This window comes from Amycolatopsis sp. NPDC054798 (assembly GCF_053611505.1).
The window spans coordinates 58834-75589 of record NZ_JBSHAM010000018.1 but is presented as its reverse complement, the minus strand read 5'-3'; the positions used below and the strand labels follow the sequence as shown (position 1 = coordinate 75589).

The 16756-nt window shown below is 65.4% G+C and carries 20 protein-coding genes; 10 read left to right on the top strand and 10 right to left on the bottom strand.

All coding sequences use genetic code 11. The features are described from left to right. Nucleotides 1-20: 20 nt before the first annotated feature. The 4 genes from ACWGIC_RS14165 to ACWGIC_RS14150 all read left to right on the top strand — a co-directional run bounded on the left by ACWGIC_RS14165 (nucleotide 21) and on the right by ACWGIC_RS14150 (nucleotide 2871). A complete protein-coding gene (locus ACWGIC_RS14165; protein ID WP_452076324.1) occupies nucleotides 21-398 on the top strand; it encodes a hypothetical protein in 378 nt (125 codons plus the stop codon). A 201-nt stretch (nucleotides 399-599) separates the two neighbouring features. Continuing rightward, the gene (locus ACWGIC_RS14160; RefSeq protein WP_452076323.1) at nucleotides 600-836 is read left to right on the top strand and encodes a hypothetical protein; all 237 of its coding nucleotides are present in this window, start codon (nucleotides 600-602) and stop codon (nucleotides 834-836) included. Between the two features lie 365 nt (nucleotides 837-1201). Then, a complete protein-coding gene (locus ACWGIC_RS14155; RefSeq protein ID WP_452076322.1) occupies nucleotides 1202-1873 on the top strand; it encodes a LytTR family transcriptional regulator DNA-binding domain-containing protein in 672 nt (223 codons plus the stop codon). Nucleotides 1874-1920: 47 nt separating this feature from the next. After that, entirely contained in the window at nucleotides 1921-2871 is a 951-nt protein-coding gene (locus ACWGIC_RS14150; RefSeq protein WP_452076321.1) for a phosphotransferase enzyme family protein, read from the top strand. On the opposite strand, the gene ACWGIC_RS14145 is transcribed toward ACWGIC_RS14150, so the two are convergent. Beyond that, nucleotides 2868-4106 carry a helix-turn-helix domain-containing protein gene (locus ACWGIC_RS14145; protein WP_452076320.1) on the bottom strand — a complete coding sequence of 413 codons (1239 nt, stop codon included), beginning with the start codon at nucleotides 4104-4106 and terminating at the stop codon, nucleotides 2868-2870. The genes ACWGIC_RS14150 and ACWGIC_RS14145 overlap by 4 nt on opposite strands. Nucleotides 4107-4533: 427 nt before the next feature. Here ACWGIC_RS14145 and ACWGIC_RS14140 point away from each other — a divergent pair, with 427 nt between their 5' ends. The 5 genes from ACWGIC_RS14140 to ACWGIC_RS14120 all read left to right on the top strand — a co-directional run bounded on the left by ACWGIC_RS14140 (nucleotide 4534) and on the right by ACWGIC_RS14120 (nucleotide 8695). Next, nucleotides 4534-5427, top strand: coding sequence for a LysR family transcriptional regulator (locus ACWGIC_RS14140; protein ID WP_452076371.1), 894 nt, complete (start codon nucleotides 4534-4536; stop codon nucleotides 5425-5427). Further along, nucleotides 5358-5708, top strand: a complete 351-nt coding sequence (locus ACWGIC_RS14135; protein WP_452076319.1) for a tryptorubin family RiPP precursor — start codon at nucleotides 5358-5360, stop codon at nucleotides 5706-5708. Before ACWGIC_RS14140 ends, ACWGIC_RS14135 begins: the two co-directional genes overlap by 70 nt. 78 nt (nucleotides 5709-5786) lie before the next feature. Then, a complete protein-coding gene (locus ACWGIC_RS14130) occupies nucleotides 5787-6830 on the top strand; it encodes a cytochrome P450 (protein WP_452076318.1) in 1044 nt (347 codons plus the stop codon). 42 nt (nucleotides 6831-6872) lie between these two features. Next, on the top strand, nucleotides 6873-7652 hold the full coding sequence (locus tag ACWGIC_RS14125) for an oxygenase MpaB family protein (protein ID WP_452076317.1): 780 nt from the start codon (nucleotides 6873-6875) through the stop codon (nucleotides 7650-7652). A 77-nt stretch (nucleotides 7653-7729) separates the two neighbouring features. Continuing rightward, on the top strand, nucleotides 7730-8695 hold the full coding sequence (locus ACWGIC_RS14120; protein WP_452076316.1) for a DNA polymerase domain-containing protein: 966 nt from the start codon (nucleotides 7730-7732) through the stop codon (nucleotides 8693-8695). On the opposite strand, the gene ACWGIC_RS14115 is transcribed toward ACWGIC_RS14120, so the two are convergent. Genes ACWGIC_RS14115 through ACWGIC_RS14105 form a run of 3 tightly spaced genes read right to left on the bottom strand, consistent with a single transcriptional unit; the run spans nucleotide 8678 to nucleotide 10796 of the window. Further along, a complete protein-coding gene (locus ACWGIC_RS14115) occupies nucleotides 8678-9415 on the bottom strand; it encodes a class I SAM-dependent methyltransferase (protein ID WP_452076315.1) in 738 nt (245 codons plus the stop codon). The two genes, ACWGIC_RS14120 and ACWGIC_RS14115, sit on opposite strands and share 18 nt — an antisense overlap. Next, nucleotides 9412-9810 (bottom strand): 6-pyruvoyl trahydropterin synthase family protein, encoded by a 399-nt coding sequence (locus ACWGIC_RS14110; RefSeq protein ID WP_452076314.1) that lies wholly within the window; start codon nucleotides 9808-9810, stop codon nucleotides 9412-9414. Before ACWGIC_RS14110 ends, ACWGIC_RS14115 begins: the two co-directional genes overlap by 4 nt. A gap of 11 nt (nucleotides 9811-9821) precedes the next feature. After that, a complete protein-coding gene (locus ACWGIC_RS14105) occupies nucleotides 9822-10796 on the bottom strand; it encodes a zinc-dependent alcohol dehydrogenase (RefSeq protein WP_452076313.1) in 975 nt (324 codons plus the stop codon). Nucleotides 10797-10829: 33 nt separating this feature from the next. On the opposite strand from ACWGIC_RS14105, the gene ACWGIC_RS14100 reads away from it, so the two are divergent. After that, a complete protein-coding gene (locus tag ACWGIC_RS14100) occupies nucleotides 10830-11546 on the top strand; it encodes a CDP-alcohol phosphatidyltransferase family protein (RefSeq protein ID WP_452076312.1) in 717 nt (238 codons plus the stop codon). A 397-nt stretch (nucleotides 11547-11943) separates the two neighbouring features. Here ACWGIC_RS14100 and ACWGIC_RS14095 read toward each other — a convergent pair whose 3' ends face one another. From ACWGIC_RS14095 to ACWGIC_RS14070, 6 genes are read right to left on the bottom strand one after another with little or no spacing between them, the layout of a single operon-like run. Beyond that, complete coding sequence (locus tag ACWGIC_RS14095; RefSeq protein ID WP_452076311.1) at nucleotides 11944-12339, bottom strand: VOC family protein; 396 nt, start codon at nucleotides 12337-12339, stop codon at nucleotides 11944-11946. 59 nt (nucleotides 12340-12398) lie between these two features. Next, nucleotides 12399-13127: an SAM-dependent methyltransferase gene (locus ACWGIC_RS14090; protein WP_452076310.1), complete on the bottom strand. Its 729-nt coding sequence runs from the start codon at nucleotides 13125-13127 to the stop codon at nucleotides 12399-12401. 42 nt (nucleotides 13128-13169) lie between these two features. Next, nucleotides 13170-13793: a TetR family transcriptional regulator gene (locus tag ACWGIC_RS14085; protein WP_452076309.1), complete on the bottom strand. Its 624-nt coding sequence runs from the start codon at nucleotides 13791-13793 to the stop codon at nucleotides 13170-13172. A gap of 40 nt (nucleotides 13794-13833) precedes the next feature. Then, the gene (locus ACWGIC_RS14080; protein WP_452076308.1) at nucleotides 13834-15048 is read right to left on the bottom strand and encodes an NAD(P)/FAD-dependent oxidoreductase; all 1215 of its coding nucleotides are present in this window, start codon (nucleotides 15046-15048) and stop codon (nucleotides 13834-13836) included. After that, on the bottom strand, nucleotides 15045-15236 hold the full coding sequence (locus tag ACWGIC_RS14075; protein WP_067576490.1) for a ferredoxin: 192 nt from the start codon (nucleotides 15234-15236) through the stop codon (nucleotides 15045-15047). The genes ACWGIC_RS14080 and ACWGIC_RS14075 overlap by 4 nt, the downstream gene beginning before the upstream one ends. Beyond that, nucleotides 15236-16636, bottom strand: coding sequence for a fatty acid desaturase (locus ACWGIC_RS14070; RefSeq protein WP_452076307.1), 1401 nt, complete (start codon nucleotides 16634-16636; stop codon nucleotides 15236-15238). The genes ACWGIC_RS14075 and ACWGIC_RS14070 overlap by 1 nt, the downstream gene beginning before the upstream one ends. Nucleotides 16637-16756: the final 120 nt, after the last annotated feature.

Below are 16756 nucleotides of genomic sequence, written 5' to 3'. Positions count from 1 at the left end.
GAAGCGAGCGGAGCTGAATCATGAACAAGACCGGCTCGGCGGCGGTTCTCGACAGTCCACGGACTGTGCGGACTGTGCCGCACGCCTACGGCTACATGCGAGTACCGCGCGATGTGGAGGACGAGAAAGTCAAACTGCTCGAAGACCAGACAGTCGAATACGCCGAACGATCCGGACTGCACTTCGTCCGATTCTTTTTCGAGTTCCATTGCGGCTCCCGCGAGGCTTTCGAAGAACTGATCGCCGAACTGATCCGCGCCGACGCGCACCACGTGGTAGTGCCGAGCCTGCGCCACCTCGCCCAAAACGGCCTCCTGCAAGACCAGATGCTGGAACGCCTGGAATTTTCCGCCCGCGCACAAGTTCTCGCAATGCGACTAAGGACAGCAATTGAGTGACAAGAACCAGCCCAAGCCCGACCCGAAAGCAGCAAAGGCACCCGCACGGCCGCCGACAAAAAAAGAATCGCAAGCGGGCCGCAGCAGCCCTGCATGCCCTGTCTGAAGGAAAAATCCAGCAAGCGATATTTCTCGGAAATGTCCTGAGGATGACGCAAGAAGACAACGACAACGACGCGCAGAAAGAATAGACGAGCGGCCATGGACAACGAAACCAAGGCGCTCATCGACTCGCTTCGCGCGGTCAGCGCCCACGCGGAACCTGTAGCCAATGCTTTGATGCTCGGCACAATGACACCCGAGAAGCAACACGAGTACGCGGGCATGCTCGGGGAGCTTTCCCGACTTCTCCAAAATCACGCCGCCTTTCAGGAAGAGTCCGGGAGCGCGGTTCAGGATCGCCCGCCGTCCCGGCGGCATCCGCCCGAAATCCAATGAATGGCTGGGGGTTGTTCTCGCTGGCAGTGATAGCGGTACCCCTGGCCGCTCTCGGAACCTGGATGCTCAGCGAACATGCAAGCAGTCGCAGGCGACGCAAATTCCTCCGGCATTACAGCTCTCGTTCCGTAGCAGGAATACACAAGCGCATCGACCAGGAAACCGCCAGCGAGACAACCCGGCCCATCCCCAAAATCCGACGCGGGACGTTAACACCCGACCCGCTTCAGAACGGCACTCTCTCCGGCCGACTTCCCCTCCCAAAAACACCGCGACGCTACACGCGTCGACAAACACCTGGAGCGCCGCCTTGCTGAAAGCATATAGCAATAGGGGCTCCCGCAAATCCGGAAATACTCACTTGAATGTATGAGCTTGACTCCGAACTCAATCCACTTTTACTAGTGCGGCCGCGACTCCTGTTGCTTTGCGGCCTGAGCGATGGCGGGTGGTGCGGCGCAGCCCAGTTGGCGCGAATTGCCGACGTTCCCGCCTCCACCATCGCGATGCACGTTCGCACATTAAGGGACGTGGGATTCATATCAACAAATGTCAAATACATCTACCCGCACGGGCTCGATCATCTCTGTGTCCGCATCACAGCACCCGGCAGCGAGGCAATGCGCGGACACATCGAAGCGCTCGAAAATTTGCTAGAGGCGGCGAATTCTCTGACAAGAGAGCTGCAACAACCTACATCTTATTATGTCTTCAAATTGCACAAAAGCGATGGATCAGCGGTTTTCATCGGACGCAAGCAGATAGTTTATGCCGAAGCGTTCGAAAATACCTGCCGAGTAGTGACGCCCGACGGTACACATGCCCTGCCGGGGCGAGTGTCCCTGGCGAAACTCCAAGAACTGTACCCCGACCTGATCCGCGTGCACCGTCACTACCTCGTCGCCGTGGATGCAATTCGCGGACTCTATCAAAACACCGATAAAACCCATAGGCTGGAGACGGATATGGGATCAATTCCTGTAAGCCGACGGGGCGTAGCCAGGGCTCGTGAAGCCCTGGCGCGCAGCCGCTCATAGCATGTACACGGCCGCTCATAGCGTCTGCTGGGTGCTAGCCTTAGAGCGTGGCTGATTCAACGGGTGACAATACTGCGGCAGCGGGTGAGACTGAGTTCTCGCCCGCTGCAAGTCGTGCAACACTGACCGCCGCTTGCCGCGAGGTTGGGTTCAATCCAGCCGATGCGGACCTTATCCGGCTGGGCGAGAACGCTATATATCGTCTTGCAGATAGACCGGTAGTAGTTCGGATTGCTCGTACAATGGATTACTGGAGTCAAGTTCAGAACGAAGTACTTGTCTCGAAGTGGCTTAGTGGTTTTGAATTTCCCGCCGCTCGCGTTGTCGGCCGTTTGTCGCAGCCAGTCGAGGCTCAGGGGCATCCGGTGACGTTCTGGGAGTTCATACCCGGTCGCGTCGCGAACCCGAACGAGGTAGCGACACTTGGAACGCTCTTGCGTCGATTTCATGATTTGCCCGAGCCGCGGAATTTGCCAGATCCGTCCAATTTTGAGCTTCCTTCCGCTGGCATTGAAAGTCGACTTGAGCGCAGGCTGGAAACATCACCGGCACCCGAGGCTGACAAGTCTTACATCCTCGCCAAGTTCCGCGATTTGCGGGATGCATTCAATGATCTCGATTGGAAGTTTGACAAGGCACCGGTTCACGGCGATGGCCACATCCAAAACCTTATGATCTCCACTGACGGCTCTCCGGTTTTAATTGACTTTGAGCGGACGGGATGGGGACATCCGGAGCTTGACCTAGCAGTGACGGCGACCGAGTACACCACAGCGAAATGGTGGACCGACGAGCAGTACGCCGAATTCGCCGATGCATATGGATATGACATCACCAGGTGGAGTGGATTCGACGTCGTTAGGCAGCTTCAAGAGATCAAAATGACGACTTGGATCATGCAGAATATAGACCACTCCGAGGACATAAAAAGGGAGTTCGATGTCAGAATGCACACTATTCGCACCGGCGAAGTTGGGGATGCGTGGAGTCCGCGCTAGCCGATTAGCTTCATGGCCGGATAGTGGAGGTGTAGCGCCCCGGATATCTGAGCCCCCAGTTTCGCGTCCGCCGCAGTCAATGCGCCGTAGAAGTCTGTGATGTACTTGACATAGCGGGCCGACTGCAAAGACACCCCGAGCGATATCGCTTCGGAGGCCAATGAGGCGGCCTGCTCCGCATCGCCGCCTGCCAGCACGCCAGACGCGGCTACGAGTCGCATAAAGCCGAGAGTCCTCGGAGGCGTGTACTCCGGGTCGAGGGCGATACTAGCGAATTCGCGGGCTTTCTCAGCGTTCCCTAGATCTCTAAAGCCGTGCGCGGCCTCGCTGGCTATCTCCTGATCGTTGAAGTATGAAGACCACGCTGGATCATTCTCGATGTTGCGGGATTCATGAAGCTGTTCCGCCCGATGCATTGCCTTGGCAAATCCCGGGGCATCGCCCTTGCTAGCTAGTGCGCGAGCTTCCATGGAGACCAGCATTGCCATAACCGTGTTGCTTGCAGTACCCGATGCGACGTTCTGAGCATCTCTGGCAAGCTTTAAAGCCGTGTCGAACTGTTCAAGGAAGTTCGCTTGATGAGAGAGGTTGGAAAGTAGCCGTCCTTGCATCACGATATCTCCGGACTGTTTGGAAAGCTGCAAAGCCTTTATGAAGTAACGCTTCGCTTCTTCCTGGAGTCCAGCGTCGTATGCACTCCATCCAAGGAGTTGCAAGGTTTCTGCGGCAGCGCCGAACACCTCACATTGCAGAGTTGAATCCGGATAGTTCCAACTCAGCAGCGGGGCAACTTCATCCCTAAAGTAGTTCCGCAAGAGTCGCCGGACATGCCCACCCCCGTGCTTGAAATCCATAGTCATGAGGTCGGACGTCATCTCGCGAATGGTGCCAGCCAGGGCGGAGAGTGGAACAGGCTCACGATCCTCGTAGAGGAATTCCTCGGCAAGGAGGTAGCTGTCAACCGTATCTAGTGCGCTGAGGCCGGTTCCAATGAAATTCGCCGGTGCCGCTACAAGAAGATTGTCTATCGTGCGCTGTGGTGATGTTCGGCGACTCTGGCCCGGAAAGTCCCACCAAAGCATGTGCTGCGGCAGATGAAGCACCTGCGCATAGTGGGTCAGTGTCGTGATGTTCACCTCGCGCGGGCCGTTTTCAAGCCTGCTCACCTGGGCCTGGTTGATCCCGAGCCATTGGCCGAGTATTTCTTGGTTGAGCGCCTTGCCGTAGAGCTTCAAGTGCTGCGGATGATGCCTATACGCCTTGAAGACTCTGCCGATGTGATGGCTATCAAATGCGGCACGGAGTTCTGGCGTTTCGAAAAAACTGTCATCAAGGTGAGGCGGTGTCCGCAGTCGGTCCCGCTGATCCCTGAGGCACCGCCCACATGTTTGAGCGGTGTTGTCCGCTGCCAGCGCAGAGCCGCACCCCTGGCAGCGTCGGACTGCCGAGTGCCCCCGTCGCGAACCCTGTGCGCCCATCCTCTGCCCCTGAGTAGTGATCACCCTGCTGACCAGCGTACATCCGGCAGCTTGCACATGAGCGGGTTTTACTCCCGCCCCGCGAGCCGCGAGCCGCGAACACTCGTCATCACGGCCGCATGTACATCAGCCGCGCACACGGCCTCACCATGCCATGTGTAGAAGTACACCAGATCTTAGGAAGATATCCGCAGGTCAGAAGCCTCGGAAGAAGTGCACTAGGAGATCCAGGGTTGTCGCGGAAGAAGCCAACTTCACCCGCGCGGCGGCCCGGATGCACGTCGCGCAGCCCGGGGTCAGCGCGCAGATCCGACGGCTGGAACGCGAGCTGGGGCAGCCGTTGTTCGACCGGTCCGGCCGAACGGTACGGCTTACCGGCGTCGGCGAGGCCGCTCTGCCGCACGCCCGGGCCGCGCTCGCGGCGGTCGCGGCGGTGCGTGAAACGGTCGCGGAGCACGAAGGGCTGGTGCGCGGCCAGGTAGCGATGGGGATGGTGACTTCCCTCGGGCCGGTGGAGCTGCCGGAGTTCCTGGCCGGGTTCGCCGAGCGCTATCCGGGAGTGGAAATCACGCTCAGCGAAGCGAATTCCGACCTGATGGTCGACGCGCTGCGCGAAGGACGGCTGGACGTCGCGGTGATCGGACTGGCCGACGGCGTGCCCGCTGGGCTCACCACGCAGATCGTGCTCGACGAGGAGCTGGTCGCCGTTACCGCGCCGCGCGACGAATTCTCGGACCGCACCTCGCTCACCCTCGCTGAGCTGGCCGAACGGTCGCTGATCTGCCTGCCGAAGGGCACCGGGATGCGTGGTGTGCTGGACCGCGGGTTCGCCGCGGCCGGGCTGCGTTCGCGGGTGACGATCGAGGCGAGCGACCCGAACGTGCTGGCCAAGCTCGCGATGCGCGGCCTCGGCGTGGCGCTGGTGCCGGAATCACTGGCTCGCTACTACGCCGGGGACGTGCACACTCTGCGGTTGCGGCCGGAGCTGCGCGGGCAGCTGGCGCTGGCGTGGCGGTCGGACGGCCCCGCTGGACCCGCGGCTCGGGCACTCATCGAGTTTGCCCAGTCGGTGCTTTAGCGGGTCGCGAAGGATACCGACGCCGCCGCGGATTCGCCAAGGAATCCGGGCCGGAATTCCCGAACCGACGACCTGACGCTCCCGGACAGAACGGCCGCAGTGGGCCGTTCAGGTTGTCTTGCCGCGAATTCCCGGGAATTCGTCGTACTGTCGGAATCGACCGCGAGTGCGGTCGAACTTCCCGAGAAGACGGAGGCATTTCCGTGAAGCTTGTTCGTCTCGTGCGCAAGGCCCTCCCGAGCAAGAGCCTGAAGTCTTACGCCTGGTACGGCTGGATCTGACGGTCTCATCAGGGCGGTACCGGCCGGTTCCGGAATTCCCGGTACCGGCCGGTACCGCCGATCCCGAGGAGTTGTTCGGTGACTATTCCCGCTGAACGGAACAAAGTGCGGCAGGTGGTATTCGCGCCGCGGATTCAAGAACTGTTCGACCGTTATCGGGGGAAATCCTTCTTTCGGCTGGAACCGGACACGGTCGGCGTCGCCGGGGCGTCGTTGATGGACGCGCTGCTGCGGAGCCGGCCGGCGAATGCCGAGGAGCGGCCGACGTTCAAGCCGGTGCGCGGCCGGGTTGTCACGCGGCCAGAATCATCGGCGCTGATGCGGGCGGTCGGTGCGGACGTGCGGGCCGCGCTCAAGAAACCGCTCGGTGCCGCCAGCCTCGCCGGAACCTGGCCCGCCGTGCCGCACAACTACCTGCGTGACCTGGTCTTCGGGCGCGAACAGCGCCGATTCCGGGTCCTCGTCGACCGTCGGCTTGAGCTCACGCCGAAGATCACCTGGGCCGCAGTCGCCACCGGTGCCGCGCTGTGGGGACGGCCCGCGCCCGAGGTCGCGCTGTCCGCCTTGGCGCGGATGGTGCTCGAAGCGGACAGCTTCGAGGAGCGCCGCTTCGCGATGTACCTCTACCGGCGCGTGGCCGGGCCGATCTGCTTCACCGTCGCCGCGCTGGTCACGAACGCTTTGTGGCTCAGTTCGCCGCTCGACGGCGACGTGCCGACCGAGTACCTGCTCAACGAGGCACTGCGCCTCCTGCCGCCGTCGTGGAACATCCTGCGCGTGCGTTCGCCGGAGTTCGCCGAGGTGGACGCCCGGATCGGCCCCGGCGACGACGTCCTGCTGCTGCCGCTGCTCAGCCACCGCGACCCCGAACTGTGGGACGCGCCCGACGAGTTCCGGCCGAGCCGCTGGGCCGCGCTGGACCCGGATAACCACCCCGGCTATCTCCCGTTCGGGCACAGTAACGAGCGCTGCTGGGGACGGCACATGGTGCTTCCGCTGGCGGCGCACGTTCTCGACCTGGTCCGGCGCGACGGGCTCATCGTCGATCCGGTGCAAACGCGGGCTCGGGTGCACCTGGACGGGTTGCTGGAGGTGGCGGACGTGCGGGTCGTGCGCGCCTGACAGCTCTTGACAATGTGTCAACGGAGGGGTTCCCCTGGATGGATGCTCCAGGACGGCATGCTCGGCGTCAGCCTGCTCGCGGGCGGCGCGAACGTGATCATGCAGCTCGGCCGGCCGGCGGTCGGGTACGGCGTGCTGGAAAGCCGGGTCGATTCGGGGAATCTCTTCAAACATCCGCTGAAACGCACGCGCACCACCGTCACCTATCTCGCGGTCGCCGTGCTGGGCACCGACGCCGACCGGGCGGCGTACCGGCGGGCGGTGAACGCAGTGCACGCGCAGGTGGTTTCGACCGACGCGAGTCCGGTGCGGTACCGCGCTTTCGACCGTGAGCTCCAGCTGTGGGTCGCTGCCTGTCTGTGTCACGGCGTTGAGGACGTGCATCGCGTGTTTCTCGGCCGTCCCGCTCCGGAATCCTGGTACGCCGAGGCCGCGGTGCTCGGCACGACGCTGCAGGTGCGTCCGGAAGACTGGCCGGACGACTTCGCCGCGTACTGGGCGGACGGGCTGGCCAAGGTGGACATCGACGACCGGCTCCGGGAATACCTCACCGCCATCGCGAACCTGGAATTCCTGCCCCGGCCGTTCTCGCTCCTCTTCGGACGGTTCCACCGCTTCGTCACGACCGGATTCCTGCCGGAGGTGTTCCGCGAGCAGATGCGGCTGCCGTGGTCGGACGCGGACCAGCGGAGGTTCGATCGGCTGATGCGCGGGATCGGCCGAATGGCCGAACGGCTTCCGTTGCGCGCGCGGCGTTTCCCCTATGACGCCTGCCTCGCCGACTTCCGGCGGCGGTTGCGGAAAGGGAAACCGCTCGTCTAAGCGGTTGACCGGGATGGTCTGGTCGGCAAGGGTTGGCGGATGGCCACTGCCGACGTACTTCCTGCCGCGGAGGCAGCATGAGTAAAGCGGATGAGGTGCGCGAAGGGGTTTCCCTGACCAACCTCGACCAAGAGCTGTTCGTCGACGCCGGGGTGACGAAACGCGACCTCATCGACTACTTCGACGCGGTCTCGGACCGGTTGCTGCCGGTGCTGCGCGACCGTCCGCTGTCGGTGATGCGGGTGCTGCGCGGGCAGGACGCGTTCATGCAGAAGAACCTGCCGAAGTACACGCCGGAATGGGTGCCGCGGGCGAAACTGTGGGCGGAGAGTTCACACCGGACAGTCACCTATGGACTGTGCAACGACCGCCGGACGCTGCTGTGGTTCGGCAATCAGCGCGCGGTCGAACTGCATCCCGCGCTGTCCCGGGTGGATCCGGTCGGCCAGACCGATCTGATCATGGACCTCGACCCGCCGGAGGGCGCGGACTTCAGCGTCGCGGTGGCGGCGGCTCGATTGGTGCGGCAGGCCTTGGCCGATTCCGGGCTCGCCGGTGCGTTGAAGACCAGCGGATCCAAAGGCGTGCACGTGTTCGTTCCGCTGGTTCCCGGTCTGTCCTTTGAGGACGTAGCGGCGGCGACCCGTGCGGTCGGTGCGCGGGCGGAGCGGATTGATCCGCAGCTGGCGACCACGGCGTTCATCCGGGAAGACCGGCACGGCAAGGTGTTCCTCGATTCGACCCGCGCGGGCGGGGCTACGGTGGCGGCCGTTTACAGTCCGCGGATCCGGCCGGGCGCGCCGGTGTCGTTCCCGGTTCGCTGGGCGGACGCGGACAACGTGAAACCGGCGGATTTCACCGTGAAGACCGCGGTGGAGCTGCTGGGCGGCGCTGACCCGTGGGCGGAGGAATTGCCCGAGCCACAGGAACTTCCCGCGGATCTCGTCGCCGAAGGGCACACGATCCCGGTCGCCCGGGTCGCGGCGATGCACGAGGGCAAACGCCGGGCCCGGGCGCGGCGGGAATCAGGGGAGAGCGAGTAGATCTTGGTGGTGCACGGTGACGTCGGTGATCCGCCGATCCTCGGGTACTGCCAGGGACGGGTCTTGTTCCAGTGCGGCAGCGACGAAACCGCGATACCAGGTGTCGATGAGTTCGCGATGTTCTGGACCGAGCCGCCACGGTGACGGTCTGGTGTGGACTGTCCAGCCGTGCCGCTTGAACTCTGCCGCAGTGCAGGCGACCGCTTCCGGGCCTAGCTTTCCGCCGCGGCGTTGGTGGTCGTTGAAGGCGTCGTTGAGCGCTTCGTCTGCCTCGTCCGGTGGCGCTATCTCGGCCGATCCGGTCACGGACAACGTGAACAGCGCTGGGCTGCTCGCGTCCACACAGGACTTCACCAATCGCTGGATTTCTTCCTCGGTAAGGAGATCCAGCAAGGCGGAAGCCGTGACCAAAGAAGTGCCGCTCAGCTCCAGCCGGGTCACGTCCGCCTGTTCCGTCTCGACGTCGATCCCCGGCGGAAGGCTGCGCGCGGCGATCTCCAGCAGCCTCGGGTCCTGGTCGTGCAGAATCCACCGCTGCGGCTTCGGCAGGCGACCGCTCAGCCAGCGGCCCATCGCTCCGGTGCCGCAGCCGAGATCCCGGATGACCGCCGGGCCGTCCGGGAGCAGGGCGACCAGATCGGCCGCCCGCGCCGCGGTGTCGGCGGGCTCTCTGAGTTTCAGCCACTCCGGCGCGTAACCGGAAGAGTCCGCTGTGGTCACAAGGAACGCTCGTATCCGGCCGAAGCGGCGTGGGATTCGTGCAGCGTCACCGAAATCTGGGCCAGGCCGCGCGCGTTCTCGCCGAGTTCCCCGGCGTGGATCCGGTCCGCGAGCCGGTCGGCGATCACCTTGGCGAGGAATTCCGTCGACGTGTTGATCCCGGCGAAATCGGGTTCGTCGTCGAGGTTCCGGTAGTTCAGGTCGGCGAGCACCGCGCCGAGCTGCTCGGTGGCGAGCCCGATGTCGACGACGATGTTGTCCGAGTCCAATTCGGACCGCCGGAACGTCGCGTCGACCACGAACGTCGCGCCGTGCAAGCGTTGCGCCGGGCCGAAAACCTCGCCGCGGAAACTGTGGGCGACCATGATGTGATCGCGCACGGTGACACTGAACAACGCGTTCTCCTTTACGGGTAGGTGATCCGGTGAGCCAGTCCGCGCAGAGTTCCGTTCGCTAGCCGCGCCGCGACGTCCGGCAGCTCGGCGAACGTTGATTCGCTGGTGATCAGGACGTCGAACGCCGGGTCCGCGAGCAGCCGCAGCGCCAGCGCCATCCGGTCGCCGTAACCGCGCCGCGCCGAGCGGGCTGGCGAGACGGTACCGACCTGGCTGCCGCGCACGGTAAGCCGCCGCGAATGGAAGTTCTCGCCGAGCGGCACCGACACCTGGCGGTCGCCGTACCAGCTCAGCTCGACCACCGTGCCCTCGTTGCCGAGCAGTTCCAGCGAACGCGCGAGCCCGGCGTCGGTCGCGCTGGCGTGCACCACCAGGTCGAGGTCGCCGCTGGCGGTTTCCGGGGTGGCGTAACGGATGCCGAACGCGTCCGCGACCTCTTCGCGGTCCGGGTCGGGGTCGACGAGCTGGACGTCCACGCCGGGAAACCGGGACAGCAGCCGCGCGACGCTGCACCCGACCATGCCCGCCCCGACCACCGCGATCCGGTCGCCGACCAGCGGTGCCGCGTCCCAGAGCGCGTTCACCGCGGTTTCGACGGTCCCGGCGAGCACTGCCCGAGCCGCGGGAACGTCATCGGGCACCACCGTGACTGCCGACGCGGGCACGACGTACTCGGTCTGATGCGGGTAGAGGCAGAACACCGTGCGGCCGGTCAGCTCCGGCGGTCCGGAAAGGACCTCGCCGACGTTCAGGTAGCCGTACTTGACCGGCCACGGAAAGTCGCCTTCCTGATACGGCGCGCGCATGATGTCCTGCTGGCTCGCGGGCACCCCGCCGCGCAGCACGAGACTTTCGGTGCCGCGGCTCAACGCCGAAAAACGCGTTCGGACCAGCACTTCGCCGGCTTGCGGAGCAGCTGTTTCGGCCGATCGGATCTCCCCGCCCCCGGCCGAAGTGAACCAGAAGGCCTGCGCCGCCCGTGTCAAGGTTGTCCTCCGTTGCTGCCGGATCGAGGAGAAATGGCTGTCTCCACCTGTACACGAACCCCGGCCGAACTGGGTTCAACGGTCGTCCAGCAGGCCCCCGCGCTGCTGGCGCAGCTCGCCCTGCTGACCCTGCTGACGGTGACGACCGGCCTCGGCCTCGCCGGCTGGGCGGTCGGCGTGGCTTACCTCCTCGGCCTGTTGGTGCTGCTCACCCAGGGCGCTTGGCGGATCCGGGTGTACCGGCTGGGCCCCGCCGACCAGGTGACCCTCGCCCGCGCGGCCCTGATCGGCAGCGTGACCGCACTGGTCGCCGACCGTCTGGGCGGACACCCGCCGCTGGCCTTGATCGTCCCCATCGCGGCGGTCGCTCTTGCCCTGGACGCACTAGACGGCCACGTCGCGCGCCGCACCGGAACTGCCTCCGCGCTGGGAGCCCGGTTCGACATGGAAGCGGACGCCTTCCTGATCCTCGTGCTGAGCGTCCTGGTCGCGACATCGGTCGGCCCGTGGGTATTGGCGATCGGCCTGATGCGCTACGCCTTCGTCGCGGCGGCGCGGCTGTGGCCGTGGCTTCGGGCACCGCTGCGACCCAGCTGGGCGCGGAAGGCGGTGGCGGCTTTGCAGGGAATCGCCTTGACCGCCGCGGCGGCGGGGGTCGCGCCGGTGGTCTTGGCCGGGGTCGCGGTGGCGACGCTGAGCTGGTCTTTCGGCCGGGACGTGTGGTGGCTGTACCGGAACCGGGGCGCCTAGGACGCGGTTCGCGAATTCCGTCCCGGCATTTTCCCCGGCGTGGGTTTTGGTGCCGGAAAACGTGGTTTCCCCACTCTCGTGGCCCTTGATTCCGTGCCGCGGCAAAAAGGCCAGCCGCCTGCCCTGAGCAGAGGCCGCCCCGGCGGACTGCTGCAGGTCAAGCGACTGGCCTCGGGATGCGGTATCGGCCCCCCCTCAGGCTGATTGCCAACCTCCCGAAGCCCACCATAGCGGTGTCCGAATACCCCGGGTTAACCCGTCCGTGGTTAACCGGCTCGCATTCCTTTTCCGGGCATTTGCCAATGAGTCAATAGTGTCGGGAATTGCGCTCGAGCTGCAGATCCACCCCGATTAGCGATCGCAAAAAGAAACCGTACGTGCATCCTGCCGGGAAAGCTCAGCCCTTGGCGCTCAACTGCCACGACACGCCCCAGCGGTCGTTCACCCAGGCGAACGGACCGAAGCCGTAGTCGTCCAGCGGCATCAGCGTTCCGCCGCCCTCGCCGAGCGCCTCGTAGAGCCGCTTGAGTTCGCCGGCCGAGTCGACCGTGACGAACAGCGAGGTCGACGGCGTGAAGTCGAAGCCGTGCTTGATGAAGCTGTCGCTGCACCGCACCCGCTGCCCGGCGACGGTGAACTCGGCCATCACGATCGTCCCCTCCGGACCGGGGCCGTCGGCGCCGTAGCGCTGTTCGGACAGCACGGAGTCGCCGGGGAACAGCGAGGTGTAGAAGGCCATCGCCTCGGCGGCGTCGCGCTTCTGGAACATCAGGAACGGCACGAGGTCGGTCATCGGACTTCCCTTTCGCGGGTTGGGGTCGAGTCCGAAACTGGCATTGACAAGAAGTTTTGTCAAGCGCGCAGCGCGACGCACGCGAAGCCGAACGAGTCCCGGTAATCGCGGAGCCACTCGTTTCGGTGGGCGGCCGCCGCGGCGAGGGCTTCTGCCTGGTCGGGGTCTTCGGGGTGGTCCAGGGCCCATTCGGTGAGGCTGCCGGTCCACGACCATTCGTAGGCGTCCAGTTCGGCGCGGGTGCTGTTGTGGCCGTGGGCCGGGGTCCAGCCGGCGGCGATCACCTGGTCGAGGAGTTCGGGCAGGTCCGGCAGGTCGCCGAAGATTTCGAGGGCGGCGGGGGTCGGCTCGGCATCCCAGTAGGCGTCGCCGAGCAGGGCACGGCCGCTTGGGCGGACGTGGGCTCGCATTGCTTCGAGGGTGTCGGGCAGACCGCCGAAGGCGTGGGTGGAGCCGATGCACAGGACGGTGTCGAACTCGGCTGTGGCAGGGAATTCGGTGGCGGGCTGCTGGTGCAGGGTCAGCCGGTCGGCGACGCCTTGTGCGGCAGCGGCGGTCCGGGCGCGGGAGAGGGCGAATTCCGAGGTGTCGACGCCGACGGCGCGGAGTTTCGGGTGCGCGGTGAGGGCGCGGATGAGCCATTCGGCACCGCCGCAGCCCAGATCGAGTATCGCCGCGTCCTCGTGCGGGATGCTCAGGTCGAGCAGGCGCTGGCCCTCGTCGTCGCTGATCGGGGCCGCGATGGGGTGCCGGGTGTGGGCGAGTGCGGAAAGTCGTTCACGGTTCACGCGCGGCAGGCTGACACGTGATGCCTCGACCGCGCATCTCGATTACGAGCGGGTGCGCATCGGTGCCGACGGCGCGGTGCCGAGCACCCGGGCGGCGACCCACGCGAGGCCGTCGGCGGTCTCGGCGGGCGTGCCCGACGGCTGCATCACGTGGCTCAGCACCGTGCGCACTACGAGGTCCATGACCACGGTGAGCTGACCGTCGTCCAACGGCGGGGCGTAGCTGCGGACCCGGCCGCGCAGCACGGCTTTCGCCTCGGTGAGCAGGGTGCCGGCGCGCGTGGTCAGCAGCGGCAGGAATTCGTTGTCGGTGCCGTGGGTCGCGGAGGCGATGGCGCGCAGCAGGATGTTGTCGTCGGCCAGTTCGAGCACCGAGCGGACGGCGTCGTAGATCGCCTCGACCAGGTCGGCCGGATGCCGGTCGAAGGCGGTGCTCACCACTGCGAGGAACCGGTGCAGCTCGTGCGAGATCATCGCCTCGGCGAGGGCGGTTTTCGAGCCGATCTCGTTGTAGACGGTCTGCCTGCTCACGCCGACCAGATCGGCCAGCCGCGCCATAGTGACCGCTGACCAGCCGGACTTCGCGGTGAGTTCGATGGCGGCGGTGATGATGGGCTGCCGGTACTGGCCGCCCGCGGGCACCGGAAGCACGCTCATGACGGTCATTCTTCCACCTTCCTCCCCGCCACCGCCCTCAACGGGGTGGCTACGCCACGCAGTGTTCACTCGTTTCGAGTGCGAAGGCGACTGCCTCGGACCACGGCGTCCGCGCGGCGATCCGCTTGCGGTACTTCATGATGTCGCGCGGCCGGTCGACGGTGAACGCTCCGACGAGCCGGTCGCCGCGCCGGTACAGCGCGGTGAAGCCGTGCTCGGCCGGTACCGCGACGACGACCTCGTCCGCGCGCGGCGTTCCGACGAACTGGATGCGGTGCGAGTACCAATCGGACCAGAAATACGGCACGGCGCTGAACACCCGCGCGCTCGCGGGGTTCAGCGCGTGCCGGGCCGCGGCCGCACCCTGCTCGGCCGCGTTCGTCCAGTGTTCCAGCCGCATCAGCTCGCCGTCGAACAGCGCGTTCGCCACGTGCGCGACGTCACCGGCGGCGTAGACACCGTGTGCGGCGGCGAGAGTGCCGTCGCAGATGATGCCGCCGTCGCGTTCGTGCAGCAGGAGTCCGCTGTCGCGCAGCCAGCCGGTGGCGGGGGCCGCGCCGATTCCCGCGACGACCAGGTCGGCTGGAAGGACTTCGCCGGTAGACAGCCGGACCCCGGTTACCGCACCGTCTTTCGCCGCGAAACCGGTGACCCTGGTGCCCAGCCGGAGATCGGTGCCTGCCGTGCGATGCAGATCCGCGCAGACCTCGCCGACTTCGGGTCCGATCGCGCGCACCAAAGGCGTGTCCAGTGTTTCCACAATGGATACTGGAAGGCCGCGTTTGCGTGCTGCTGAAGCGACTTCTGAGCCGATGAATCCGGCACCGATCACGACTGTCCTAGCGCCACTGTCCAATGCGGACCTGATGGCCATGGCATCGTCGGCGGTCCGCAGGGAGTGAATGCCGGAGATCTCCGCGGTGCCCGGGACAACCCGGGCGGCGGCTCCGGTGGCGATGACCGCCGCGTCATAGGGGATCGTCGTGTCGCCGGTGTGGATCTCCCGGGCGATCGGGTCGAGCCCGGTCGCTGGGGTGCCCAGCCGGAGGTCGACACCGAGGCCGCGTAGGTCGTCCGCGCTGAGAAACGGTTCCACCGCAACGGGACCGTCCGCCGCGAGGAACGCCTTCGACAGCGGAGGCCGGTCGTACGGCAGCCGGTCCTCCGCGCCGATCAGCACGATCCGGCCGTCGTACCCGGTCCGCCGCGCCGATTCGACCGCTCGCAGTCCCGCCAGCGAGGCGCCGACCACCGCGAGCGTCATGACACCAGCTTCAACGCGAGCACCGGGCAGGCGTCGACCGCCGCGGCGAGGTCGGTCCGGTGCTCCTCGCCGGGGTTCCCGTCGAGCACGACGACCGTGCCCTCGTCGCCCACCTCGAAGAAGTCCGGTGCCATCGCTTCGCACATGCCCAGGCCGTCACACTTGTTCAAATCCGCTTCGATCCGCATCACACACTCATCCTTCCGGGAGCAACGAAGTCGACCTTTTCCCTTACGCCGCAGTCAGGGCAGCACCAGCTGTCCGGAATGGACGACCACGGCGTACCGGCGGGGAAGCCTTCGCGCGGGTCGCCGCGCTGTTCGTCGTACACATATCCGCAGCCCGGGCACATCCCGCCTTCGCTGGCGTCGCCGCGCACGTCGTCCAGCACTGCCACAGTCTCGGTAGCAGACGAGCCGTACCGGGCAAGGATTTTCTCCCGCTTCGACGGCTGGATGTTGGCCCGGCTGATGTCGCCGTCGAAGTGGTTGAGCACCCGCTGATCCATCACGCGACGCCACAGCGGCGGGAACAGCGCGAGCACGATCATCCCGGCGTACCCGGTCGGCAGCACCGGAGATTCGGCGAAGTCGCGCAGGGTCTGGTAGCGGCGCGTCGGGTTGGCGTGGTGGTCGCTGTGCCGCTGCAGGTGGTACAGCAGGACGTTCGTCGCGATGTTGTTGGAATTCCAGCTATGGCTGGGATCCACGCGCTCGTACCGGCGACGTTCGGGCGGGCCGACCTTCTGCCGCAGCATCCCGTAGTGCTCCATGTAGTTCACGACTTCCAGCAGCGAGAACCCGATCACCGCCTGGATCACCAGGTACGGTAGGATTTCGATGCCGAGCCAGGCCACCATCGCCACCCACAGCACCGCGGACATCAGCCACGCGTTGAGCACGTCGTTGCCGATCCGGAACGGATGCTTGTCACGGCGGGCGTAACGCTTGCGCTCCAGCCCCCACGCGGATTTCAGCGAGCCGAACACCGTACGCGGCCAGAACCGGTAGAAGCTTTCGCCGACCCGGCTCGACGCCGGGTCCTCCGGGGTCGCGACCCGCACGTGATGGCCGCGGTTGTGCTCGATGTAGAAATGCCCGTAAAAGCTCTGTGCCAGCGCGATTTTCGACAGCCAGCGCTCGTGGCTTTCCTTCTTGTGGCCCAGTTCGTGCGCGGTGTTGATGCCGATCCCGCCGATGCAGCCGATCGAAATCGCGAGTCCGACCTTGTCGGCAATGGACAGTTCGCCGCGGGCGATCAGCCAGAACGCGAAGACGAACCCGACGTACTGGATCGGCAGGAACAGGTAGGTGATCCACCGGTAGTACCGGTCCTGTTCGAGCCGTTCGATCACGTCGTCCGGCGGATTGCTCCGGTCGAGGCCGGCGACCAGGTCGATCGCGGGCACGATCGCCAGGATCACGATCGGCCCGATCCAGAACCAGACGCCCCAGCCGGTCGCGGCGTGCAGGCCGATCGCGAGGAACGCGAGCGACGGCACGACCAGCCCGATCAGCCACAGGTACCGCTTCTTGTCGGTCCAGCGTTCGGTCGACCCCAGCGGCACCGTGCCGGTCATCTCGCTCATCGCGCCCTCCTCCGTTGGCTGGCTTTACACGAAGGTAAGCGATGTACATCTTGATTGACAAGAGGTCGTGAAATGTAAAGTTGTCACGATGGGGTGAAGCCGCAGGTCAGGTCGAGCTGC